Source organism: Stenotrophomonas sp. MH181796, from assembly GCF_009659995.1.
GTDB lineage: Bacteria > Pseudomonadota > Gammaproteobacteria > Xanthomonadales > Xanthomonadaceae > Stenotrophomonas > Stenotrophomonas riyadhensis.
This window is the reverse complement of the sequence record NZ_RAHU01000001.1, coordinates 532,647-556,965: the sequence shown is the minus strand read 5'-3', so window position 1 is coordinate 556,965 and position 24,319 is coordinate 532,647. Positions and strand designations below refer to the sequence as shown.

Sequence of the window (24,319 nt, the reverse complement as noted above, 5' to 3'; positions counted from 1 at the left end):
CAGTATCCGCGCGGGAACGTGATCGGGGCGCATCGCCATACGCAACACACGGTTGCACGCGGTGCAGTAGATCCACGCCATGCGTGGATGGAATGTCCGACCAGCGATGAGGGATCAGGTCAGGCTGGTCACCGCCTCATTCGCCGCCGCCCGCACCTTCGGCAGCATCCGCAGCACCAGCGCCATCTGCGTGCGGATCAGCTGCAGCTTCGGCGGCATCGCCTCGTCGATCTGTTCCAGTTCGGCCGCCACCGCGCGATCAGCGTCGTTGTCGTCCTCGCTGACCGGCTGCCGAGCGCTCAGGGCCGTCGCCAGTTGCTGCAGCGCCTTGCGCACGCGCTCACCGGCAGCCAGCGCCAGCGGATCGCCGGCGTAGCTGTCCACCTGGTCGCGGTGCGCACCCAGGGCCGACAGGTGCCCGAGCAGTGTGTTGGACAGCGCCAGGAAGTGGAAGCCGGCATCCAGATTGCGGCGCACATGGCCGGGCTCACGCAGCATGTTCGACAACGCGGTGGACAGCGCGGCGTCGGCGTTGTGCATGTCGCGGCGGGCGATGCGGTAGGCCAGATCGTCACGCATGCCGCTGCGGTACTGGCCCAGTACCGAATCCAGGTAGCGCGCGGCGGTGTCCAGCACGCGCGCCAGCACAAGGTGCAGCTGGCGGCCCTGCCAGTCGGGCAGGATCAGGAAGGCGGCCGCGGCGGCGATTGCACAACCCAGCAGCGTATCGACCATGCGCGGCACGATCAGCACGAAGCCGTCGCCGATCAGGTTGAAGCAGGTCAGGGCCATCACCGTGATTGCCGCCGACGCCACCAGGTAGCGGTCGGTGCGGGTGAAGAAGAACAGCAGCGCCGACAGCAGCGCGATCAGCAGCTGTACGTGCAGCTGTGGGAACAGCTGCAGCAGTGCCCAGGTCAGCACCAGGCCGGCCACGGTGCCGACGATGCGTTGTGCAAGGCGCTGGCGGGTCGCGCCGAAGTTGGGGCGGCACACGAACACGATGGTCAGCAGCACCCACGAGCCGTTCTGTGCATTGAACAAGCGGATTGCCGCGAAGCCGGCGATCAGGGCCAATGCCATGCGCAGGCCGTGGCGGAACAGGACCGAGCCGGGCGTGAGCTGCTGGCGCACGCGCACGCCCATCTCGCGCAGGGTGTGCGGGTTGCTGTCGCGCAGGCGGGTATCGACGTTGTCCAGGCTGGCCTCGGAGCGCTCCGCATCCAGCAGGCGGCGCTCGATGCTGCGCAGGTTGTGCACCAGCAGATCCAGCGATCCGAGCAGACGCTGCCATTGCGGACGCTGCTGGTCGCGCAGGTAGGCCAGCGCATCGGCCAGGTCGCGCCCGGCCTGCTGGTTGCTTTCGCCATACACGAACGGACGGCGCAGGCGGATCGCCTCGCCCAGCCGTGCGCAGGCCTGCCCCTGCAGGTCGAGCAGGCGCTGGCAGCGGTACAGCACATCGCTGTGGAAGAAGGCATCGACCAGCGCACCGTAGGGGTAGTGCGAGGAGCTGGCGCGCTCGTGGAAATCCTGTGCCATGTAATAGAGGCGCAGGTACAGGCCGGAGTTCACGCCGGGCCGCCCGGAACGGCCGAAGCGGGCCAGGATCGCGGTCTTGGCTTCATTCAATGCACCAACCACGCGCCGGTTCTGTTCGGCCAGGTCGAGCTGGCGACGCTGCAGGTCGGCCTCGCGCACCGGCTCGAACAGTGTTGCCTTCAACTGCAGGTAGCGGCCCAGTTCAACGTACAGTCGTGCCACGCGTTCGCGTACCGGACGGTTGGCGAACAGTGCGGTCCAAAGGATCGACAGCAGGCCGTACCAGACCGCACCGGCCAGCAGGTGGCTGACCGCGTCCAGCGCGCTGTGCAGGTCGCTGGCGCCATGCTGCTCCAGCCCGATCATGGTGTAGATCGCCAGCGTTACCGTGGCCTGGGCGATGGACGCATAGCGCTCGCCGAGCGCACCCAGCAGGGTCAACCCGAAGGTGGACAGCGCCAGCGCGCCGATGAAGATCCACGGCCAGGGGAACAGCCAGATCACCGAGGCGGCGGCGAGGCAGAAGCACAGCAGCGACAGCAGTACCGCCTTGGTACGGCCCCACCAGTTGTCATCGGTCTCGGCGATGGCGCTGGCGATGATGCCGAGGAACACGCCGGGCAGGGCAGTGAGCGCGTCCAGCTGCCAGCACACGGCAAGCGCTGCGGTCAGGGCGATGAACACCCGAAGGCCATAACTGGCCTTTTCGTGGGCCCACAGGCGGCTGAGGCGGGATTCGCGGGCGGGCATGCAGGCTCGGTGGAAGGGTCTCCCACCATTATTGCGGGTACGGGGTGAAGGGGACAGCCCGCGAGGGAATACCCGGTAGTGCCGGCCGCTGGCCGGCTCTCATGCGCCCGGACGGAGGTGCGAGGAGCCGGCCGGCGGCCGGCACTACCGGTTTGCCGGGCATTACATGTCGAACCGCACGCTCACCGCGAACGTGCGTGGCAGGCCGGCGCCGGCGTTGGACCAGTACTTCCGGTTGGCCAGGTTCTCGACGCTGGCACGCAGGGTCACCGGATGGCCGGACGCCAGCAGGCGATAGCCGATGCCTGCATTCACCAGCGTGTAGTCAGGCAGCTTCAGGGTGTTGTCGGCGTCGTACCAGACACCGCCGTAATAGCGCACGGCGGCATAGGTTTCCAAGCCGTCTACCCACGGCAGCTGGTAGGTGGCGTGCAGTACGCCGCTCCAGCGCGCAGCACCGGCGGTGCGGTTGCCTTCCTGTGCGGCACTGCCCGGGGACAGCTTGTCGTAGGTCGGATCCAGCCAGGTCACGCCGCCGCCGACGGTCAGTGCATCGTTGAGGTGCAGGTCGGCACTGGCTTCAATGCCTTCGTACAGCGTGATGCCGTCCTGCACCAGGCGCTTGCCGGCCGGCGTGAGCTCATCGATGTTGGCACCACGTTCCAGCCGGAACGCGGCCACGTTCGCATTCCAACGCGCCGCTTCGACCTTGGCCCCGATCTCGTACTGCTTGCTGATGGTGGGATCGAGCACGTCACCGGCGTTGATGTAGCTGTTGCCTACGCGGCTGCCCGCTTCGAGCGACTCGATGTAGCTGGCGTAAAGGGTGACCGCCTCGCTGGGCTTGAACATCACGGCGTAGGTCGGGGTGACCGGGTAGGTGTGGTATCGCCCCTTGGTTTCGAAGTCGTTGTAGCGCCAGCCCGCCAGCACCGACCAGCCGCCGCCGAGGTTCACCGTATCGCTTGCGAACACCGCCTGCTGCACCGTCTCGTCGCCGCGGGTCATCACCCGAGAACCGACGGCGTCGTGGCGGATGGCATGGCGCTGGTACAGGTTGGCGCGCCCGATCAGGTTCCACTCGTAGGGACGGTCCCAGCCCAGCCCGGTCTGGTGGCTGATGCCCGCCACCACCTGATGCTGAAGGGGGCCGGTGCGGAAGCTGCCCTGCAGCATCGCCTGGGCCAGCTTCCACTCGCTCTTGCCACCCAGTTCGTAGACGTTGACGTCGTAGTCGCCGTTGAGATCGTCGATGTAGGCGAAGATCTTGTTGACGTCATTCCACGAGGTGGTGACGCCGTAACTCAGGCTGGCTTTCCAGTCGCTGTTGATCTGCCAGTTCAAGCCGGTCGACAGCAGGCTGGAGCGTGTGTCGTAGTAGGTGCCGGGCACGCTGTTGTCGGTATCTCCGGCGATCGGCCGCGGCAACGAGGTCAGGCCACGGAAGTAGTACTGCGGCGATTCCTCGCGCAGGTCGCGCGACTGGAACACACCGTCGAAGGTCCAGGTGAGCGCATCGCTCAGGCGCGCGTCCAGCGACAGTGCGCCCACCTTGCGATCGACGTGTCCGCCATTGAAGGTCTCGCCTTTTTCCTGGAAGGCGTTGAAGCGGTAGCCGAACATCTGCTCGTTGCCGAAGCGGCCGCCAACGTCGATGCCGCCGCTGACGATGCCTTGTTCGCGCCAGCCCAGCTGGGCGGAGAAGGTGGGCGTGTCCGTCGGCTTCTTGGTGATGTAGTTGACGATGCCGCCGGGGGTGCCGAAGCCATACAGGAATCCGCCCGGGCCTTTCAGCAGATCGACCTGTTCCATCACTTCCAGCGGCCATTCGGTGCCCCAGGAAGAGACCTGCAGGCCATTGACCCGGTAGCTGTCGTAGTTCAGCTCCAGACCGCGGTTGCGGATGGGCGAGCTCCAGCCACTGGCATAGGCGCTGACCTGGGTGCTGACCGAAGGGTCGAGCAGGAAGGCTTCGCCCAGCGAGACCACCTGGCGCTGCTCGATCTGCTCGCGGCCAACAGCGGTGATCGCGAACGGAGTGTCGCGCAGGGCGCGGTCGCCCAGTGCGCCAGCGTCGGTATGGGTGCGTTCGGCGGTGACCTTCACCGCATCCAGATCGGTGGCGTTACGGCTGCCGGCCGGCGCTTCGGCATGGGCAGCGCAGGCGGCTGACAGGGCGATGGCCAGCAGGGCCAGGCGGGGAGAACGGGAAGGCAGCATCGATGGTGGTCCTCGACGGACGGCCACAGGCCATCCGCCCACGGGTGGGGGAAGGGGCAGTGGCTGGGATCACGCAGGCTGGCCGGAGATGGCAGCGGGGCGCCGCGAAGGGGCGCAGGACCATGGCTGGATGAGAATTGTTCTCTTTTCGTTACCGTGCGTCAAACCCGGAGGTATGCGGACCAACGGTCCGCACCCACCATCCGTGCCCACGGTTCGTACCCACCATCCGCTCCCACGGTAGTGCCGGCCGCTGGCCGGCAGATTGGCTGTACGGAGAACGCCGGCCAGCGGCCGGCGCTACCAGTAGATCCACGCCCTGCGTGGATGGGCCCTTCTACGCCCGTTGCGCGCGCTTGAGCAGCTTCGCTTCGCGCCTGCGTGCGCGACGTGCGCGCCAGCGCTCGGCCAGGCAGGAGAAGATCACGTACAGCGCCGGCGTGCTGAGCAGGGTCAGGCTCTGCGAGAACAGCAGGCCGCCGATCATCGCGATGCCCAGCGGGCGGCGCAGCTCCGACCCTTCGCCCAGGCCGATCGCCAGCGGTACGGCCGCCAGGATCGCCACCATGGTGGTCATCATGATCGGGCGGAAGCGCACGATGCTGGCCTCGCGTGCGGCGTCGCGCGGTGCCAGCCCATGCTCGCGCTGCGCCACCAGCGCGAAATCGATCATCATGATCGCGTTCTTCTTGACGATGCCGATCAGCAGCACCAGCGCGATCATCGAGATCACCGACAGCTCGGTGTTGGTGCCGAACAACGCCAGCAGCGCACCGACGCCCGCCGCCGGCAGCGTGGACAGGATGGTGACCGGGTGGATCAGGCTCTCGTAGAGTATGCCCAGCACCAGGTACACGGTCAGGATCGCCGCCAGTACCAGGATCAGCATGTCGCTGGGATCGGAGTTGAAGCCGAAGCCCGCATCGTCGGCCAGGCGGATGTCGCCGGGCATGCGCATGCCCGCCACCGTTGCGTCGATGATCGCCTTGGCCTCACCCATGCTCACGTTCGGAGCCAGGTTGTAGCTCAAGTCCATCGTCGTGTACTGGTTTTCGTGGGTGATCTGCGACGGTGCCAGGCCGGGCATCTGGGTGGCCACCGCGGTGATCGGCACCATGTCGCCGTTGCGTGCCCGCACGTACACTTCATCCAGCGCCGCTGGCGTGGCGGTCTGCGAGGGCAGGGCGTTCACCACCACGCTGTACTGGTTGATGTCCGAATAGATGGTGGAGATCTGGCGCTGGCCGAACGCACCGTACAGCGCGCCGTCGATGGCACCCACCGTGATGCCCAGGCGGGCGGCCTTGGCGCGGTCGATCTGGATGTTCTGGCGCAGGCCGGCGTTGTCCACGTCGGTACCGACATCGCGCAGCTTCGGGTTCTTCTTCAGTTCCGCCTGCAGCTTGGGTAGCCATTCCTGCAGTGCGGCCAGGTCGTTGCCCTGCAGGGAAATGCGGTACTGCGCGCCCTGGCTGGAACCGCCGCCATCGTTGCTGGGCAGGTCCTGGATCGCGCGCAGGCGCAGCTGCAGGTCCGGGTAGCGATCGGCCTTGGCACTGAGTCGCGCCAACGCATGCGCGGTGGTTTCGCGACGGCCGTCGCTGCGCGACTTCAGCTCGATGTTGAACTGTGCACTGGAGCCTTGGCGGCCGCTGCCCAGGCGCACGCCCACGGTCTTCACTGCCGGGTCGGCCATCAGCATGTCGGTGATGCGGCGCTGGCGGGCGACCATGTCCTCGAAGGAAACGGTGGCGCTGGAGTTGGCGCGGCCCCAGATCAGGCCGGTGTCCTGCGGCGGGAACGCGCCCTTCTTCACCGCGCCGAACAGGAAGACGGTGGCACCGATCAGCAGCAGCGGCGTCAGCGACAGCAGCAGCGCATGGCGCAGCGAGAAATCCAGGAACACGGTGTAGATGCGCAGCATGCGCTCGTGGCCGGCATCCAGCCAACGGCCGAAGCGCGACGGCGGCGCCGTGTGGTCGTGGGCGCTGAGGAAGCGGCTGCACAGCGCCGGGGTCAGGGTCAGCGAGACGATCATCGAGACCACGATGGCCGCCACCAGGGTGACGGTGAACTCGCGGAAGAACGCGCCCATCATGCCGCTGGCGAACAGCAGCGGGATGAACACCGCCACCAGCGAGGCGGTGATCGAGACGATGGTGAAGCCGATCTCGCGCGCGCCGGTCAGCGCTGCCTGCATCCGCGGCATGCCTTCGTCGAGGTGGCGCATGATGTTCTCGATCACCACGATCGCATCGTCGACCACGAAGCCGATCGCGATCACCAGCGCCAGCAGGCTCAGGTTGTTCAGGGTGAAACCCATCACGTACATCACCAGCGCGGCACCGGCCAGCGACAGCGGCACGGTCACTGCGGCGATCAGCGTGGGTGCCAGCCGGCGCAGGAACAGCGCCATGGTCAGCACCACCATCGCCAGGCTGATCAGCAGAGTGATCTGCACTTCATGCAGCGACGAGCGGATGGTCGGCGTACGGTCGAAGTACGGTGTCATCGTGGTGCCCGGCTGCAGGTAGTCGCGCAGCGCGGGGATCTGTGCCTTGACCCGGTCCACGGTCTCCACGATGTTGGCGCCGGCGCGGGTGAACACGTACATCACCACCGCCGGCTTGTGGTCGAACCACGCCGCCTGGTAGGCGTCCTGCTGGCCGTCGTAGACGTTGGCGATGTCCTTCAGGCGGATCACCCGGCCATCGCCCTGGGTCTTGACCACCAGGTCGGCGAAGTCGGCAGCACGTGCGACCGAATCGTTGGCGATGATCGCGGTGGTGGTGTTGCCATCGCTGAGGAAGCCGGTGGGTGAGGTCACGTTGGCCGCACGCACCGCGTTGCGCAGGTCATCGGCGGTCAGGCCGAGTGCGTTCATCAGGCGCAGGTTGACGTCCACACGCACCGCCGGCGTCGAGGCACCGGCGATGTCGACCGAAGCAACACCGCTGATCTGGCGGATGCGCTGCGCCAGCAGCGAATCGGCGACGTTGTACAGCTCATCGGCCGACTGCGTCTGCGAGGTGAGCGCGATGGCGATCACCGGGTCGTCGTTCGGGTTCGCCTTCTGGTACATCGGCGAGCCCATGCCCGAAGGCAGGTCGGCCTGTGCCGAGTTGATCGCGGTCTGTACGTCCAGTGCCGCCGAATCGATGTTGTGGCCGCTCTGGAAGATCATGAACACCAGCGAGCTGCCTTCCGAGCTCGACGAGCGCATGCGGTCGATGCCCGGCAGCTGGCCGAGATGACGTTCCAGCGGCGCGGTGACCGTGGAGGCCATGGTTGCCGCATCGGCACCGGACTGACTGGCGTGCACGAAGATCACCGGGATCTCGATGTTCGGCAGCGCCGACACGCCCAGCCGCAGGTAGCAGATCAGGCCGACCATGAACAGGCCGATGGCCAGCAGCGCGGTGCCGATCGGGCGGCGGATGAAGGGGCCGGACAGGTTCATCGTGCGGCCCCCCGCAGCAGCGGGGCGTGGATCATGCCTGCGGCTCCTGCAGCGAACCGTCGCGCAGTGCGCGCTGCTCGCGGCGGCGGGCCAGCCATTCGGAGAAGCGCTCCATGTACAGGTAGATCACCGGCGTGGTGTACAGGGTGACCAGCTGCGACAGCAGCAGGCCACCGACGATGGCGATGCCCAGCGGGCGGCGCAGTTCCGAGCCGATGCCGGTGCCCAGTGCCAACGGCAGCGCGCCGAGCATGGCCGCGGCGGTGGTCATCATGATCGGGCGGAAGCGCAGCAGGCAGGCGCGGCGGATCGCTTCGTGCGCGTTGGCGCCGGCGCGGCGTGCCTCGATCGCGAAGTCCACCATCATGATGCCGTTCTTCTTGACGATGCCGATCAGCAGCACGATGCCGACGATGCCATCCACCGACAGGCTCAGCCCGCACAGCATCAGCGCCAGCAGCGCACCGACACCGGCCGGCGGCAGCGTGGAGATGATCGTGATCGGGTGGATGTAGCTCTCGTACAGCACGCCCAGCACGATGTAGATCACCACCAGCGAGGCCAGCAGCAGCCACACCACATCGGTCTGGCTGCCGGTGAATTCGGCAGCCTTGCCGATGAACTCGGCATGCAGGTGGGTGGGCATGTCCAGGCTGTCCTTGGTCTCCTGGATTGCACGCACGGCTTCGGACAGCGAATAGCCCGGCGCCACGTTGAACGAGACCGTCACTGCCGGCAGTTGCTGCTGATGGCTGACCACCAGCGGCGCACTGCTGACCTTGCCTTCGGCCAGGGCCGACAGCGGAATGATGCTGCCCGCGCCGACGGTGATGCCGGTGTTCTGCGCGCCGATGCCGGTAGCCGTCGATGAGTTCGACGAGGTGACCTGGCCGAAACTGGTGGCGTTGGTGCCGGTCAGTGCACCGGCACCATTGGAGGCAACGGCCAGCTGTTCCATCAGCGCGGTGCTGGTGCGGAACTCCGGCGCCACTTCCAGCACAACCCGATACTGGTTGAGTTCGGTGAAGATGGTCGAGATCTGGCGCTGGCCGAACGCATCGTAGAGGGTGTCGTCGATGGTCTGCATCGGCACGCCCAGCACGCTGGCCTTGTCGCGGTCGATGTTCAGTTCAAGCGCGCGGCCCTGGTTGGACAGGTTGTTGTCGACGTCGGTCAGTTCCGGGCGCTTGCGCAGCGCTTCGGTCAGGCGTGTGGCCTGGGTGGCCACGGTCGCCGGATCGACGTCCGACAGCGAGTACTGGTACTCGGTGGCGGCCACGCGGGTATCCAGGGTCACGTCCTGGACCGGCTTCAGGTACAGGGCCACGCCCGGAATACCGGCCACCGCCTTCTGCAGGCGCGGCAGGATCTTGTCCAGGCCGTCGCGCTCGCCGCGTTCCTTCAGCACGATCGACAGCTGGCCCTGGTTGAGCGTGGGGTTCATGCTGCCCGCGCCGATGAAGGCTGACACGCCGGTCACGTCCGGGTCCTGGCGCAGCGCTTCGGCCACCTGCTTGGTGCGCTGCTCCATCTGCGGGAAGGCGATGTTCTGGTCAGCCTGGACCACGCCGGTGATCAGGCCGGTGTCCTGTTCGGGCAGCAGGCCCTTGGGAATCAGCACGTACAGCAGCACGGTCAGCACCAGTGCGCCGCCGGCCACGGCCAGGGTCAGGCGCTGGTGGTCCAGCACCCAGTCCAGACTGCGCTCGTACAGGCCGACGGTGCGCGTCCACAGGTTCTGCTTGCCGGCCGCCGCCGCACGCTCATGTGCGTCCTCGCCTTCGGGCAAGGCGTCGGGCTTGAGCAGGTAGGCGCACATCATCGGGGTCAGCGTCAGCGAGATCAGCATCGACAGCACCACGGCGATGCTCAGCACCCACGCGAACTCGTGGAACAGGCGGCCGGTGACGCCGGGCATCAGCAGCAGCGGCAGGAACACCGCCACCAGCGAAACGGTCAGCGACAGCACGGTGAAGCCGATCTGGCGCGCACCGATTTCGGCCGCTTCCTTGCCACTCTTGCCCTGCTCGATGTAACGCACGATGTTCTCGATCATCACGATCGCATCGTCGACCACGAAGCCAGTGGCCACCACCAGCGCCATCAGCGAGAGGTTGTCCAGCGACATGCCGGCAAAGGCCATCACCGCGAAGGTGCCGGCCAGCGACAACGGCACCGCCACCGAGGGAATGATCGTGGCCCACAGGCGGCGCAGGAACACGAAGATCACCGCCACCACCAGGCCGATGGTCAGGATCAGGGTGAACTGCACCTCATGCACCGAGGCGCGGATGGTCTCGGTACGGTCGTTGAAGATCTCCAGGTGCACGTCGGCTGGCAGCACGCCCTGCAGCTGCGGCAGGATCGCGCGGATGCGCTCGACGGTCTGCACGATGTTGGCGCCGGGCTGGCGGCGCACTTCCAGCAGCACCGCCGGCTTGCCATCGGCCCAGGCGGCCAGCTGGTCGTTCTCCACGCCATCAACCACTTCGGCCACGTCGGACAAACGCACGGGACGTCCGTTCTTGTAGCTGATGATGGTGTCGCGGTACTCGGCGGCACTGGTGAGCTGGTCGTTGGTACCGATGCTGTAGGACTGGGTCTTGCCGTTCAGCGAACCCTTCGGCGCGTTGACGTTGGCCTGGGTCAGCGCGCTGCGCAGCTGCTCCAGGGTCAGGCCCATGTTCGACAGCTGGGCCGGATTGACCTGGATGCGCACGGCCGGGCGCACGTTGCCGGCGATCGAGACCAGGCCCACGCCCTGCACCTGCGACAGGCGCTGGGCCAGGATCGAGTCGGCGTAGTTGTTGACGTCGCGCAGCGGGCGCGTGTCAGAGGTCAGTTTCAGGGTGACGATGGCCGCGTCGGCTGGATTCACCCGGTTGTAGACCGGCTGGTAGGGCAGCGACGAGGGCAGGGTGGCCTGGCGGATCGCCGCCTGCACGTCCTGCGCGGCAATGTCGATGTTCCGGTCCATCGAGAACTGCAGGATGATCGTGGACAACCCGGCCGACGAGTCGGAGGTCATCAGCTCCAGCCCGGAGATCTGCCCGAACTGGCGCTCCAGCGGCGTGGTGACCAGCGAGGCCATGGTGGTGGCGTTGGCGCCGGGGTACTGGGTGGTGACCACCAGGCTGGGCGCATCGATTTCCGGCAGCGCCGACACCGGCAGCTTGCGGTAACCGAGGATGCCCAGCAGCAACAGGCCCGCCATCAGCAGCGAGGTGGCGATGGGGCGGCGGATGAAGATCGTCGAAAAGCCCACGGACTGATCCTTGCTGGCACTTCAATGTCGGCGCCGGCAGGCTTGCCGGCGCGAGGGAGGTCGGTAGCCTGCGCTCAGCGCGGGCCGCCGCCACGACGGCCACCGCCGCCGTTCTTCTGCTCGGCCGCCTTCAGCTCGGCCTCGGTCGGTGCGGCCGGGGTCTCGCCCGGCTTCAGCGCGTTGACCTTGCTGCCCGGCTTCAGGCGGAACTGGCCTTCACTGACCACCCGCTCGCCGCCCTTCAGGCCTTCGGCGATCTGCACCTGGCTGTCGCCCACTTCCACGCCGCTGCGCACGGTCTGCATCTTTACCGTGTTGTCGCCCTGCACGATGTAGACGTACTCGCCGTCCGGGCCACGCAGCACCGCCTGGGTGGGGATGACCACGCCGCCGGCAATCGTGCGCAGCTGCATGCGCACGTTGACGAACTGACCCGGCCACAGACCGTTGTCGGTGTTGTCGAACAGGGCGCGCGCCTTGAACGTGCCGCTGTCGGCACTGATCAGGTTGTCGACCACATCCAGCTTGCCGTCACCGGACAGCACGTGCGAGTCGGCGCGGTCCAGCGCCGCCACCGGTACCGCGCCGGCGGCCTGCGCCTGGCGCACGTCGCCAAGCTGGCGCTCGGGCAGGTTGAACAGTACGTGGATCGGGTGGATCTGGGTCAGCGTGACCAGCGCGGTGCCGGCATTGACCACGTTGCCAGCATCGACCGCGCGGATGCCGGCGATGCCGGTGATCGGTGCGGTGACCTTGGTGTACTGCAGCTGCACCTGCGCCGAGCGCATGCTGGCCTCGTTCGCTGCGACTGCGCTTTCGTACTGTGCCACTTGGTTTCGCTGTGTATCCAGATCGGTCTTGGCGACGTACTGGCGATACTCCGGCGCGTTCGAGCGCTGGTAGTTGGAGCGCGCGGTGGCCAGCAGCGCTTCGTTCTGGCGCTTGGCCGCGGCGGCCTGGTCGTAACTCGCCTGGGCGGTGCGCGGATCGATCACCGCCAGCACATCACCCTGCTTCACTTCCTGGCCTTCGCGGAAATTCAGGCTCATCAGCTGGCCGCCGACCTGCGGGCTGACCGTAACGGTGTTCATCGCGGTCACCGTGCCCAGTGCGCTGGCATACACCGGCACGTCCTGGCGCGTAGCGTCGACCACGGTGACCGGCACCGGGCCGGCATCCGGATCCTCGCCGCCCTGGCGCGCGCCCGCAGCGGGTTTTCCAGCCTTGTCCTTGCCCCCACCGACGACGCGCAGGCCGACCACGGCCAGCACCAGTACCGCCACGACCAGCAGCACGATCTTCCAAACACGTGACATTACGAGGACTCCAAGAGGGCTGGACCGGGCGGGACCCCGGGGGCAATGCGCAAAGCATACCTGTGCCACATCGCGTTTCCTGCATGACGGATGGGACGGGCGCTAAGACCGGATCCGGCCAGGGAGGTTCCCGTAGCGCCGGTGTTGCCCTACATTCAGTTGGAACCCCTTGCCGTGGAGATCGTGATGCGCCGTTCGCTGCTGCTGTCCGCCCTGCTGCTGGCCCTGCCGGCCCTTGCCCATGCCCAGGACGGGCAGCGCCCGGAGGTGACCGCTGCCGCGCAGCGGTTGCAGGCCAAGGTGGTCGAATGGCGCCGCGACTTCCACCAGCATCCGGAACTGTCCAACCGCGAGGCGCGCACCTCGGCCGAGGTCGCCAAGCGGCTGCGTGCGATGGGCCTGAAGCCGAAGACCGGCATCGCCCATCACGGCGTGGTGGCGATCATCGAAGGCGGCAAGCCCGGGCCGAAGATCGCCCTGCGTGCGGACATGGACGCGTTGCCGGTGACCGAACAGACCGGCCTGCCGTTCGCCTCCAAGGCCACCGACCAGTACCGCGGGCAGACCGTGGGCGTGATGCATGCCTGTGGCCATGACGCGCACACCGCCACCCTGCTGGGCGTGGCCGAAGCACTGGTGTCGATGAAGAAGGACCTTCCGGGCCAGGTGATGCTGATCTTCCAGCCTGCCGAAGAGGGTGCACCGCCGCCGGAAGAGGGTGGTGCTGCCCTGATGCTGAAGGAAGGGCTGTTCGCCGACTTCAAGCCGGAAGCCGTATTCGGCCTGCATGTGTTTTCCAGCGTGCAGGCAGGACAGATCGCGGTGCGTGGTGGTCCGCTGATGGCGGCTTCGGATCGTTTCGGCATCAAGGTGATCGGGCGGCAGACGCACGGTTCGGCGCCATGGAACGGTGTTGATCCGATCGTCGCCACCGCCGATCTGGTCGGCACCGCGCAGACCATCGTCAGCCGCCGCGCCAACCTGTCGAAGCAGCCGGCGGTGCTGACCTTCGGCGCGATCAACGGTGGCATCCGTTACAACATCATTCCCGATGAAGTGGAAATGGTCGGCACCATCCGTACTTTTGATGAAGGCATGCGCCAGCAGATCTTCGCCGACCTGCGCAACGTGGCCGAGCACACCGCCGCCGCGCACGGGGCAAAGGCGGTGACCGACATCTACGAATCGGAAGGCAACCCGGCCACGGTGAACGACCCGGCATTGACCGCGAAGATGCTGCCGAGCCTGCAGGCGGTGGTGGGCAAGGACAACGTGTACGAGCCGCCGCTGCAGATGGGCGCGGAGGATTTCTCGCTGTACGCGAAGGAGGTGCCGGGGATGTTCTTCTTCGTGGGTTCGACCAGCGTGGGCATCGACCCGGCGACGGCGCCGGCGAACCATTCGCCGAAGTTCCTGCTGGATGAGAAGGCGCTGGATGTCGGGTTGCGGGCGCTGCTGCAGGTGAGCCTGGATTTCTTGAACGGTGCCGGCACTCCTGCGGGCTGAGGGTTTCCGGCAGGGCTTGCAGCCCTGCACCCGACAGGTTCACGCGGCTGTTGGTGGGTGTCGACCTTGGTCGACACGGGCAGACATCCGGAATGTCTGAAGGATTGGCTTTTGATTTTGATTTTTCTGATCTTTCCCGTGGTGGTGGCCGCGTGCAGGGAACTGTCAGGGGCCGGGTGGGTAGGCGGGGCGGGGGTGTCCGCGGCATGGATGCCGCGGCCAAGCCCCCAAGGACGGGTTTACGGCGTCCCCCGACCCGCCTACCCACCCGGCCAAGCCGATAGACCGCCTTCCACCACCAACCAACAAAACCACCACGGAGGGGCTCCGCCGTTGGCCGGCCGGGCCGAAGGCCCGCCCTCCGCGCGATACAATGACCCCCATGAACACCCCACAGGATTCCAGCCTCGGTCGCGAGGTCAGTTACCCGTCGCAGTACGATCCCGGCCTGCTGTTTCCCATCCCCCGCAGCGGTGCCCGCGCCGAGATCGGCCTCGATGACGCCGCGCTGCCGTTCGTCGGCCATGACCGCTGGCATGCCTTCGAGCTGAGCTGGCTCGACCCGCGTGGCAAGCCGCAGGTCGCCGTCGCCACCGTGCAGGTGCCGTGCACCTCGCCGCGGCTGATCGAATCGAAGTCGTTCAAGCTGTACCTGAATTCCCTCAACAGTACCCGCATCGACACTGCCGAAGCGCTGCGCGCGCGCATCATCGCGGACCTGTCGGCCTGCGCCGGTGCGCCGGTCCAGGTCGAGTTCGGCCTGCCGGGCCTGCGCGAGACGCCGCTCGGTGAATCCATCGACGGGCTGGACGTGGAGATCGACTGCTACGGCCCGCCACAGGCGGACTTCCTCGCGGCCGATGCGGGCGAGGTGGTGGAGGAGACCCTGGTCTCGGCGCTGCTGAAGTCCAACTGCCCGGTCACCGGCCAGCCGGACTGGGCCACGGTCAGCCTGCGTTACCGTGGGCCGAAGATCGACCGCGCGGGCCTGCTGCGCTACCTGGTCAGCTACCGCGAGCACGCCGAGTTCCACGAGCAGTGCGTTGAACGGATCTTCAGCGAGGTGTCCGCCCGCTGCCAGCCGCAGTGGCTGGAAGTGGAGGCCCGCTACACCCGCCGTGGTGGCCTGGATATCAATCCCTGGCGTGCCAGCCCCGGCATCGCTGCCCCGGCCGCGACCTACCGCGAACTGCGGCAGTAACCGCCGCAGGCGGTTACGGGTAGTGCCGGCCGCTGGCCGGCAGCCGCAGGGAACCCGCATCCAGGACCAGCGCAAGCCGGCCAGCGGCCGGCACTACCGGGCACCGGCTCTCCCGATTGTTCAGCCGCCCCCGGGGGCGGCTTCACATCTGCACCATCCCCATTTAACAACCTCCATGGCACCGTGCGAACCACGTAGTCATGCAGACGGGAGTTGTGGATGAGTACCGAGAAGAAAGCCGATTTCTCCGGTGTCAGTGGCAGTGTCGACAGTACCGCCGAGCAGGTGCCGAAGGCGGACTTCTCCGGCGTCAGCGCCTCGGTGGACAGCACCGCAGACGTTGTCAGCGGCGGCACCTATACCGTGCAGAAGGGTGACTCGCTGTCGAAGATCGCCAAGCAGCATCTGGGCGATGCCAACGCCTGGAAGAAGATCTTCGAAGCCAATCGCGATGTGCTTGATGACCCGGACAAGATTTTCCCGGGCCAGACCCTGAAGCTGCCGCCGAAGTAAGCCGGCCATCGAACGCCGTCCGACAATCCCTGGGAGGAACCCCGAATGATCAAGACCACCCCGCTCCAGACCGCCCTGATCGCCGCCCTGCTGGGCAGCGTTGCCTTGGTAGGTTGCAAGAAGAAAGAAGAGTCGACCGACAGCAACGCCGCTCCGGCAGCGACCGCGCCGGCCGAACCGGCAGCACCTGCACCGATGACCGGCGCACCGCCGCCGATGGCCGAAGCCGCTGCAGTCAGCGTCTCGGCAGTGACCGTCGGCAAGACCGCAGCCGCCGACAAGTCGGTTGCGACGACGGCATTGTTCGCACCGAAGGATGACGTCATCGTCTCGGTCAAGACCGACGGCGCTGCCAACAACGTCACTGTTGGCGCGAAGCTGACCTACCAGGACGGCCAGGTGGCCGGCGAACAGAACGCCACCCTGAACACCAGTGGCGCGGAAACCACCAACGTCACGTTCAAGAATGCAAAGGGCTGGCCGGCCGGCAAGTACCGCGCCGAAGTCACCGTCGATGGCAAGGCGGCCGGAACGCCGCAGGAGTTCGAGGTCAAGTAAGTCCTGCCGACTCTCTCCCGGCAGGGCTCACGATGGACGCAGCCGCGAGGCTGCGTCCTTTTTTATTGGGCGATACTCGGAAGTACTCCGCGGGCCGCCCGTAATGAGATAAAGCTTGTCAACGGGGAAACCTCCCACCGCAGCGGACGGAGTTTCGCGGAGTTGGGCGGAAAGAAGGGCGAGATCAATGTCCTGGATAGATTTGACAAGGGTGTTGTTCCTCATGAAGTGTCACATCTTGGCGGTGTGGATGATCTTTATGACAAGACGACGGGGCTGCCCAATCCTGCACGTGGCGACGGAATCATGAATAGGGTTCCCGGTGTGGTTGACAGCCATACCATCGGTGGAATTGTAGAAGGCGATTCGGCGGTTCAAAAACGGGAGCGTTGAGATGCTTTCACGCATTTTGGTTTTCTTCGCTTTCTTGTGCCTGCTCACTTCGTGGGCCCAGGAATCTAGCCTGTGGAGCTACAGTTGCGACCACTTCCTATATGGCGCTTGTCTGCGCGTGCCAACAGGCATGTCCGTGACCTACGAGGCACCTGTTGACTTCGGCGTGCACCGCGTCAGAAGCGATGATCGGGAAGTCGCCTTGATCTACGAGGGCGATGCCCCCGAAAAGCCTGCGTCAGGAAGCACGCCGGATCTGCGCTTCACGGACGGCGGATATGTCGTGTCGGGGTATGCAAGGGCGGAAGGAGGTTCCACCCGGTACGACGTCTACGTTCGGCCCGGATCGTCTGGCGCCGGTTCGCTGCACATCCGAGGCTCTGCAGCGACGGCTGATGAACTCGCCAGCCTGGCCGCCGTTGTTGGGGGATTCCGCATCTGCAACTTCCAGCAAAGCAAGCGCTCACAGACATTGACCTGTCCAAGGCATGCCGAGTGGGGGCCGCGATTGTCGGAGTGGGTCATGCGTGCCTCAACGAGCGGGAAGTCGAATTAGCCATCAAGCCTCAGCTTCCAGACCGGAAGCGAGCCAGCGGCGCAACACAGTGGTGCAGTACCGCCGCGTATGGCGTGGCTTTGCCCCGCGCGGCTGAAAACGCGACAATGCAGGGGTTTCCCCGCCGCGCGCCCACCCTGACGGCGACGGGGGAAAGCGTGGGGCCCGGCCCCGCGCGCGACACGGTTGCACGTGGCCCGGCGCTGGTGCCGGCCTTCCCCTGAGCATTGCTACAGAGTCCAAGTCCCCCATGTCCAAGATCCTCTACACGCTGACCGACGAAGCACCGTTCCTGGCCACCCAGTCGCTGCTGCCGATCGTTGGTGCCTACACCGCCACTGCCGGCATCGTGGTGGAAACCCGTGACATCTCGCTGTCCGGCCGCATCCTGTCGCTGTTCCCGGAACTGCTCAGCGACGCGCAGAAGGTCAGCGACGACCTGGCCGAGCTGGGCCAGCTGGCGACCACCCCGGACGCCAACATCATCAAGCTGCCGAACATCTCCGCCTCGGTGCCGCAGCTGAAGGCGGCCATCAAGGAACTGCAGGACCAGGGCTATCCGCTGCCGGATTACCCGGAAACCCCGGCTGACGACCAGCAGCGCGACTACAAGGCGCGCTATGACAAGGTCAAGGGCAGCGCGGTGAACCCGGTGCTGCGCGAAGGCAACTCCGACCGCCGCGCACCGCTGTCGGTGAAGAACTATGCGCGCAAGCATCCGCACCGCATGGGCGCCTGGGCGTCGGATTCGAAGTCGCACGTCGCGCACATGGCCGCCGGTGATTTCTACGGCAGCGAAAAGTCGGCCACCCTGGCCAACGCCGGTTCACTGAAGATCACCTTCCACGGCAAGGACGGCAGCACCGTCGTGCTGAAGGAAAAGACCGCAGTGAAGGCGGGTGAGATCGTCGACGCCGCCGTCATGAGCCGCAAGGCACTGGCCGCCTTCATCGGCGAGCAGATCGCCGATGCCAAGGCCCAGGGCGTGCTGTTCTCGCTGCACCTGAAGGCGACCATGATGAAGGTCTCCGATCCGATCATGTTCGGCGTGGCGGTCAACGAGTTCTACAAGGACGTGCTGGCCAAGCATGCCGACGTGCTCAAGCAGGCGGGTTTCGATGCCAACAACGGCATCGGTGACCTGGCTGCGCGCCTGCCGTCGCTGCCTGAAGCCACCCGTGCGGCGATCGAAGCCGACCTGGCTGCCGAGTACGCGCAGCGCCCGGGCGTGGCCATGGTCAACTCGGACAAGGGCATCACCAACCTGCACGTGCCGAGCGACGTGATCGTCGACGCCTCGATGCCGGCGATGATCCGCGACTCCGGCAAGATGTGGAACGCCGAAGGCAAGCTGCAGGACACCAAGGCGGTCATTCCGGACCGCTGCTACGCCGGCGTGTACCAGGCCGTCATCGACGACTGCAAGGCGCACGGCGCCTTCGATCCGGCCACCATGGGTTCGGTGCCGAACGTCGGCCTGATGGCGCAGAAGGCCGAAGAGTACGGCTCGCACGACAAGACTTTCCAGATCGCTGCCGATGGCGTGGTCAAGGTCACCGACGACGCCGGCACCGTGGTGTTCGAGCACGCCGTGGAGGCCGGTGACATCTGGCGCATGTGCCAGACCAAGGACGCGCCGATCCAGGACTGGGTGAAGCTGGCCGTCGAACGCGCCCGCCTGAGCAGCACCCCGGCCGTGTTCTGGCTGGATGCCGCCCGCGCCCACGACGCGCAGGTCATCGCCAAGGTCGAGCAGTACCTGAAGGACCACGACACCAACGGCCTGGACATCCGCATCCTGCCGCCGGTGGAAGCCACCGCGTTCTCGCTGGACCGCATCCGCAAGGGCGAGGACACCATCTCGGTGACCGGCAACGTGCTGCGCGACTACCTGACCGACCTGTTCCCGATCATGGAGCTGGGCACCAGCGCCAAGATGCTGTCGATCGTGCCGCTGATGGCCGGTGGCGGCCTGTTCGAGACCGGTGCTGGTGGTTCGGCTCCGAAGCACGTGCAGCAGTTCGTTGAAGAGGACTACCTGCGTTGGGATTCGCTGGGTGAGTTCTTGGCCCTGGCAGCGTCGCTGGAACACTTGGGCAACCGCTACGACAACGCCGCAGCCCGCGTGCTGGCCAAGGCGCTGGACGAAGCCAACGGCCAGTTCCTGGACAACGACAAGTCGCCGTCGCGCAAGCTGGGTGGCATCGACAACCGCGGCAGCCACTTCTACATCGCGCTGTACTGGGCCCAGGCCCTGGCCGCGCAGAATGAAGATGCTGCACTGAAGGCACGCTTCGCGCCGCTGGCCAAGGCGCTGACCGACAACGAGCAGAAGATCGTTGAAGAACTGATCGCGGTGCAGGGCAAGGCCGTGGACATCGGCGGCTACTACCGCCCGGACGTGGCCAAGGCCAGCAAGGCGATGCGCCCGAGCGCGACCTTCAACGCCGCGCTGGAGCAGCTGCGCGGCTGATCCATCGCCATTCTGTCGTGACACCGGAACCCGCGCTTCGGCGCGGGTTTCTTTTTTGGCTCTGGGGTCAGATCCCCTTCGCCATGCAAAAGGGATCTGACCCCAGGCGATGAAACCGCGACTTCCGTCGGCTGTCGGAATGCCGTCAAAGGGGCATGAAACTTGCCCGCGATGGCCGTCGCAGAACCGATATGAGCGGATCTGCAGCCGCCCTCGATCTGAGCAGTCGATCACGACGGCTGCCGCTGGCGATGCCCTAGCCTTGGCGACGCGAGGCCACCGGGGAGGTGGCCGCACGGGGAACACGGATGGCACGCGTGCTGGTAGTGGGAACCGACATCCAGGGCGAGCAGGCCCTGCTGCAGCGGCTGCGCGTGGCATCGGCCCTGCCGGACGGCCAGATCCGCCGCAGCCAGGACCTGGATGATTGCGATCTGCTGGTCATCCGCGATACGCCGGCGCTGCGCAACGCGGCCCTGCGCATGCGCCAGCAGCGTCCGCGACTGCAGTGCTGGATCGAGGACCTGGGAGGCCAGCTGCGCGACGGTGATGGGCACCAGGATGTACTTGATGACAGTGCCATCGGCCGTGCATTGCGCGGCATGCAGTTGGCAGTGGAGCCCATGGCCATGCACGCAGCCGCACCGATCCGTCTGGCTGATGGTGCGCATGCCATCACCCGTCTGCTGCGCGAGCGGCTGCCGCTGCGACAGGGCCAGGCACTGTTGAGTGATGCGGGCGAGCCTCTGCTGCTGATGGATCTGGAGCACGACCAGGCCGTGCTGCTGCAGGAACCGGCTGCGGCGCTGGTGGAGCGTTTGGCCGATGCCTTCGAACGCCTGCAACTGGATGCGCTGACGCCGGCACGCCTGCAGGCGCTGGCCGGCGAGCGGCCACGCCAACCACTGCGACCGCTGCTGTGGCAGTGGGCACAGCGCAGCCGCCATTGGCAGGCATTGGACGAACGCCTGCGTGGCGCCTCAGTGAAGCTGCTGCGCTGGCCGGACTTCCGCGTACTGGGCCACGACCATGATGGCTTCCGCCTGTGTTCGCTGCTGCTCAAGCGCGCGTGCACGGTTGACGAGTGCGCGATGCTGCTTGAGTTGCCGGCTGCGGCGGTGCGCGATTTCATCCATGCCGCCTACCTGTGCGGCTACGCGCAGTTGCAGAGCGCCCCGGTGGCCCCGATGGCGGCAGGACGTGGCAGCGGCACGGGCACCGACAACGGCCTGCTTGCCCGCCTGTGGCGGCACCTGCGCGGGAGCGAACGCAATGCGTGAGCACAAGGTGGTGGTGCTGGGTGGCATGGGCAGCGGCAAGTCGACCCTGGTGCGCAGCATCGCAGCGGGCGCGGTGATCGACACCGATGTGGCCAACAGTGACCGCCTCGGCGCCGACAAGGCGTCCACCACCGTGGCGCTGGACTACGCAGACATCGACCTGCCCAACGGCGAACGCCTGCGTCTCTACGGCACACCTGGCCAGCAGCGCTTCGATTTCCTGTGGCCGATCCTGCTGCAGGGGGCACGTGGTGCGGTGCTGCTGCTGGATGCGCGTCGTGCCGGGCTGGCCAGCGAGCTGGAGGACTACCTGCAGGTGCTGCAGCCGTTCGCATCGTCATTGGCGCTGGTGGTGGCGGTGACCCATCTCGACCAGGCGCCACGCGCCGCGCTGGATGACTGGGCCACGCGCGCCTGCCTCGACGACCAACCACTACCGCTGCTGGCGGTGGACGCCCGCGACCGCGAACAGGGGCTGCTGCTGATGGATGTGTTGATGAGCGAAATGGAAGCGCACGCGCTGGTGGCGGCACATGGCTGACGGGCAGGCGGCAGTCCTGCCCGATGCCGGCCAGCGTGAGCGCCTGCAGCCCTTGCTGCAGGACCTGCAGCAGCGCGTCGAAGGCGTGCGTACGGTAGTGCTGGCCAGCGTCGATGGCTTTGCCCTGGTCAGTGCCGGCGCCGATGGGCGTGGCGAACGACTGGCAGCGATGACCAGCGCGATGCTGGCACTGGCCGCGGCGGTGGGCCGCGAACTGGTGCTGGGCGATCTGCAGACGCTGATGCTGGAGGCTGCGGGCGGCAAGGTGCTGATGCTGGCGATCCTGGCTGAAGGGCGCGCACCGCTGCTGCTGATGGCGGCCTGCGACCAGCGCAGCGTGATCGGCCAGGTGCTGTGGCAGAGCAGGGAATGTGGCCAGGCGATCCTGGCCGAACTCGGCGGATCGTGAGCCCGGCCGCAGGGGAACGAGGGGCTCGAACCAACATCGACAAGGGGTGCGACGTGGCTGGATTGAATGAATCGTTGAATGCACTGATGGGCATCGACGGCGCGCAGGCAGTGGCGCTGGTCGACTACGAAAGCGGCATGCTGCTGGGCGAAGCCGGTGCCGGCATGGACATGGAAGTGGCCGCCGCCGGCAACACCGAAGTGATCCGAGCCAAGATGAAGACCGCCGCGTCGCTGAACCTCAACGACAGCATCGAGGACATCCTGATCTCGCTGGGCAAGGCGTACCACATCATGCGCCCGGTGGCGAAGAAGAAGGGCCTGTTCTTCTACCTCGTGCTGGACCGTACCAAGTCCAACCTGGCGCTGGCCCGGCGCAAGGTGCAGGACGTAGAGGCCGAACTGGCGATCTGAGCCGGTAGTGCCGGCCGCTGGCCGGCATCTGCATGGATCCACCGGCGGTCCAGGGGCTGCCGGCCAGCGGCCGGCACTACCTCTGCGCTCGACGGCATCACACACGCCAGCGTATGGTAAAGCCGGTCCTCCCCGGTGAGCCGTGCATGTCCGAGCCTGACATCGCTGCCGAACTGGCGCCGCGTATCGCCGGCGCCATCCGCGATGGTTTTGAGCAGTACCACGCCCGCTTTGCGGCAATCACCGCCCGTGCGCGGCTGCGTTTCGAGCAGCGCGACTGGGCAGCGGCACGCCAGGATGCGGTCGAGCGCATCGCCCTGTATGACCTGTGCATCGCCGAGCAGATGGATGCGTTGCGTCGCCTCGCCGGTGACGCGATCGGCGAGCGCGCGCTGTGGCTGCAGGTGCATGCCTGCTACAGCGCGCTGCTGCAGGGGCTGATCGACGCCGAGCTGTACAAGACCTTCTACAACACGCTGTCGCGGCGCCTGTTCGCCACCCGGGGCGTGGACCCGGCGCTGGAGTTCATCGCCTTCGATGTCGAACCTTCCGATGCAATCACCCATCCCGTGGCACGGCATACCTATGCCGTCTCGCCGACGCGGCCGGTGGAGGCGTTGCAGCGGGTGCTGGCCGACTATCGCTTCGACATCCCCTATGCGCACCAGCTGCGCTGCGCGGCGACCATTGCCGTGCGCCTGCAGGACGACCTTGCCCATTGGGGGGACACGCCGGTACGCAGCATCGAGCTGCTCGACACCGTGTTCTACCGCGAGCGTCGCGCCTACCTGGTCGGACGCGTGTTCGGCGAGCACCGCTTCTCGCCGTGCGTGATCGCCCTGGTCAACGACGAGCGCGGCCTGCGTGCCGATGCAGTGCTGACCCGGCGCCGTGATGTTGCTCACCTGTTCGGCGTCTCCCGCAGCTACTTCCAGGCTGACCTGGGCACGGTGGGCGACGCCGTGGTGTTCCTGCGCAGCCTGCTGCCGGGCAAGCCCATCGACGAGATCTACACGGTGCTGGGCCGTGCCAAGCAGGGCAAGACCGAGCGCTACCGCACCTTCTTCCGTCATTTCAACGAGCACCCGCAGGAGCGGCTGGTGCATGCAGAGGGCACACCGGGCATGGTCATGGCGGTGTTCACCCTGCCCAGTTACCCGCTGGTGTTCAAGCTGATCCGCGACCGCTTCGCGTGGCCGAAGTCGATGTCGCGCCAGCAGGTGGAAGAGAAATACGCGCTGGTGTTCAACCTGGACCGTGTCGGCCGCCTGCTCGATGCACAGCCCTATCGTCATCTGCGCTTTCCAAGCGACCGCTTCGCACCGGCCTTGCTGGAAGAGCTGCTGCAGCAATGCGCGCAGAGCGTACGCATCGATGGCGATGAGGTTGAAGTCGCACTGTGCTATGTGCAGCGCCGCTTCCGCCCCTTGAACCTGTACCTGCGCGAGCAGGGAGGCGAGGCCGTGCGCGCGGCGGTGCTCGACTACGCGCAGGCCATCACCGACATGGCGCGCAACAACATCTTCCCTGGCGACATGCTGCCGAAGAACTTCGGCGTATCGCGGCATGGCCGGGCCGTGTTCTACGACTATGACGAGCTGTGCCTGGTCAGCGACTGCGTGTTCCGCGCGTGGCCGCAGCCACGCACGCCTGAGGAAGCGATGGCCGACGAGCCCTGGTTCCATGTCGGCCCGCGTGATGTGTTCCCGGAGCGCTTCGGCCCGTTCATGGGCCTGCCGGCAGGTGAACTGGCCGCAGTGCGCGAGCACTACCGGCACCTGTTCGACCCGGGTTGGTGGCAGGGCCTGCAGGAACGCTTCGCCCGCGGTGACTATCCGGATACGCCCCCTTATGCGGGTGTGCACCGGTTGGCCTGAGGCGGCTGTCATGGCGGCTGGGACTGGGGTACGCTCGCCGTTCATC

The 24,319-nt window shown here is 66.6% G+C and carries 17 protein-coding genes; 12 read left to right on the top strand and 5 right to left on the bottom strand.

What is annotated here, in order from left to right:
- Nucleotides 1-114: 114 nt before the first annotated feature.
- From yccS to D5301_RS02515, 5 genes are all read right to left on the bottom strand, one after another.
- Complete coding sequence (gene yccS / locus D5301_RS02535; RefSeq protein ID WP_032127180.1) at nt 115-2,292, bottom strand: YccS family putative transporter; 2,178 nt, start codon at nt 2,290-2,292, stop codon at nt 115-117.
- A gap of 162 nt (nt 2,293-2,454) precedes the next feature.
- Nucleotides 2,455-4,512, bottom strand: coding sequence for a TonB-dependent receptor (locus D5301_RS02530; protein ID WP_153854679.1), 2,058 nt, complete (start codon nt 4,510-4,512; stop codon nt 2,455-2,457).
- 337 nt (nt 4,513-4,849) lie between these two features.
- A complete protein-coding gene (locus tag D5301_RS02525; RefSeq protein ID WP_153854678.1) occupies nt 4,850-7,972 on the bottom strand; it encodes an efflux RND transporter permease subunit in 3,123 nt (1,040 codons plus the stop codon).
- A 31-nt stretch (nt 7,973-8,003) separates the two neighbouring features.
- Complete coding sequence (locus D5301_RS02520) at nt 8,004-11,237, bottom strand: efflux RND transporter permease subunit (protein WP_149908984.1); 3,234 nt, start codon at nt 11,235-11,237, stop codon at nt 8,004-8,006.
- Between the two features lie 74 nt (nt 11,238-11,311).
- Nucleotides 11,312-12,553, bottom strand: a complete 1,242-nt coding sequence (locus D5301_RS02515; protein ID WP_153854677.1) for an efflux RND transporter periplasmic adaptor subunit — start codon at nt 12,551-12,553, stop codon at nt 11,312-11,314.
- 186 nt (nt 12,554-12,739) lie between these two features.
- On the opposite strand from D5301_RS02515, the gene D5301_RS02510 reads away from it, so the two are divergent.
- The 12 genes from D5301_RS02510 to aceK all read left to right on the top strand — a co-directional run bounded on the left by D5301_RS02510 (nt 12,740) and on the right by aceK (nt 24,273).
- Nucleotides 12,740-14,059 (top strand): M20 family metallopeptidase, encoded by a 1,320-nt coding sequence (locus tag D5301_RS02510; protein ID WP_153854676.1) that lies wholly within the window; start codon nt 12,740-12,742, stop codon nt 14,057-14,059.
- Nucleotides 14,060-14,441: 382 nt separating this feature from the next.
- A complete protein-coding gene (gene queF / locus D5301_RS02505; RefSeq protein WP_153854675.1) occupies nt 14,442-15,260 on the top strand; it encodes an NADPH-dependent 7-cyano-7-deazaguanine reductase QueF in 819 nt (272 codons plus the stop codon).
- Between the two features lie 219 nt (nt 15,261-15,479).
- Complete coding sequence (locus tag D5301_RS02500; RefSeq protein WP_005419771.1) at nt 15,480-15,773, top strand: LysM peptidoglycan-binding domain-containing protein; 294 nt, start codon at nt 15,480-15,482, stop codon at nt 15,771-15,773.
- Nucleotides 15,774-15,818: 45 nt separating this feature from the next.
- Nucleotides 15,819-16,331, top strand: coding sequence for a hypothetical protein (locus D5301_RS02495; protein WP_032130280.1), 513 nt, complete (start codon nt 15,819-15,821; stop codon nt 16,329-16,331).
- A 162-nt stretch (nt 16,332-16,493) separates the two neighbouring features.
- A complete protein-coding gene (locus D5301_RS02490; RefSeq protein WP_134951482.1) occupies nt 16,494-16,724 on the top strand; it encodes a hypothetical protein in 231 nt (76 codons plus the stop codon).
- Between the two features lies 1 nt (nt 16,725).
- A complete protein-coding gene (locus D5301_RS02485; protein WP_228756297.1) occupies nt 16,726-17,280 on the top strand; it encodes a hypothetical protein in 555 nt (184 codons plus the stop codon).
- 250 nt (nt 17,281-17,530) lie between these two features.
- Nucleotides 17,531-19,753 (top strand): NADP-dependent isocitrate dehydrogenase, encoded by a 2,223-nt coding sequence (locus D5301_RS02480; RefSeq protein WP_153854674.1) that lies wholly within the window; start codon nt 17,531-17,533, stop codon nt 19,751-19,753.
- Nucleotides 19,754-20,061: 308 nt separating this feature from the next.
- A complete protein-coding gene (locus D5301_RS02475) occupies nt 20,062-21,033 on the top strand; it encodes a hypothetical protein (protein WP_153854673.1) in 972 nt (323 codons plus the stop codon).
- On the top strand, nt 21,026-21,574 hold the full coding sequence (locus D5301_RS02470) for an ATP/GTP-binding protein (protein WP_110713949.1): 549 nt from the start codon (nt 21,026-21,028) through the stop codon (nt 21,572-21,574). The genes D5301_RS02475 and D5301_RS02470 overlap by 8 nt, the downstream gene beginning before the upstream one ends.
- On the top strand, nt 21,567-21,983 hold the full coding sequence (locus D5301_RS02465) for a roadblock/LC7 domain-containing protein (protein WP_153854672.1): 417 nt from the start codon (nt 21,567-21,569) through the stop codon (nt 21,981-21,983). Before D5301_RS02470 ends, D5301_RS02465 begins: the two co-directional genes overlap by 8 nt.
- Nucleotides 21,984-22,036: 53 nt before the next feature.
- On the top strand, nt 22,037-22,396 hold the full coding sequence (locus D5301_RS02460) for a hypothetical protein (protein WP_180847468.1): 360 nt from the start codon (nt 22,037-22,039) through the stop codon (nt 22,394-22,396).
- A gap of 146 nt (nt 22,397-22,542) precedes the next feature.
- On the top strand, nt 22,543-24,273 hold the full coding sequence (gene aceK / locus D5301_RS02455) for a bifunctional isocitrate dehydrogenase kinase/phosphatase (RefSeq protein WP_153854671.1): 1,731 nt from the start codon (nt 22,543-22,545) through the stop codon (nt 24,271-24,273).
- Nucleotides 24,274-24,319 lie beyond the last annotated feature (46 nt).

Bases quoted from the DNA above. Each gene is read 5' to 3' on its own strand.
- yccS (WP_032127180.1), bottom strand. From the start codon at position 2,292: ATGCCCGCCCGCGAATCCCGCCTCAGCCGCCTGTGGGCCCACGAAAAG.
- D5301_RS02530 (WP_153854679.1), bottom strand. From the start codon at position 4,512: ATGCTGCCTTCCCGTTCTCCCCGCCTGGCCCTGCTGGCCATCGCCCTG.
- D5301_RS02525 (WP_153854678.1), bottom strand. From the start codon at position 7,972: ATGAACCTGTCCGGCCCCTTCATCCGCCGCCCGATCGGCACCGCGCTG.
- D5301_RS02515 (WP_153854677.1), bottom strand. From the start codon at position 12,553: ATGTCACGTGTTTGGAAGATCGTGCTGCTGGTCGTGGCGGTACTGGTG.
- D5301_RS02510 (WP_153854676.1), top strand. From the start codon at position 12,740: ATGCGCCGTTCGCTGCTGCTGTCCGCCCTGCTGCTGGCCCTGCCGGCC.
- queF (WP_153854675.1), top strand. From the start codon at position 14,442: ATGAACACCCCACAGGATTCCAGCCTCGGTCGCGAGGTCAGTTACCCG.
- D5301_RS02500 (WP_005419771.1), top strand. From the start codon at position 15,480: ATGAGTACCGAGAAGAAAGCCGATTTCTCCGGTGTCAGTGGCAGTGTC.
- D5301_RS02495 (WP_032130280.1), top strand. From the start codon at position 15,819: ATGATCAAGACCACCCCGCTCCAGACCGCCCTGATCGCCGCCCTGCTG.
- D5301_RS02485 (WP_228756297.1), top strand. From the start codon at position 16,726: ATGCTTTCACGCATTTTGGTTTTCTTCGCTTTCTTGTGCCTGCTCACT.
- D5301_RS02480 (WP_153854674.1), top strand. From the start codon at position 17,531: ATGTCCAAGATCCTCTACACGCTGACCGACGAAGCACCGTTCCTGGCC.
- D5301_RS02475 (WP_153854673.1), top strand. From the start codon at position 20,062: ATGGCACGCGTGCTGGTAGTGGGAACCGACATCCAGGGCGAGCAGGCC.
- D5301_RS02470 (WP_110713949.1), top strand. From the start codon at position 21,026: ATGCGTGAGCACAAGGTGGTGGTGCTGGGTGGCATGGGCAGCGGCAAG.
- D5301_RS02465 (WP_153854672.1), top strand. From the start codon at position 21,567: ATGGCTGACGGGCAGGCGGCAGTCCTGCCCGATGCCGGCCAGCGTGAG.
- aceK (WP_153854671.1), top strand. From the start codon at position 22,543: ATGTCCGAGCCTGACATCGCTGCCGAACTGGCGCCGCGTATCGCCGGC.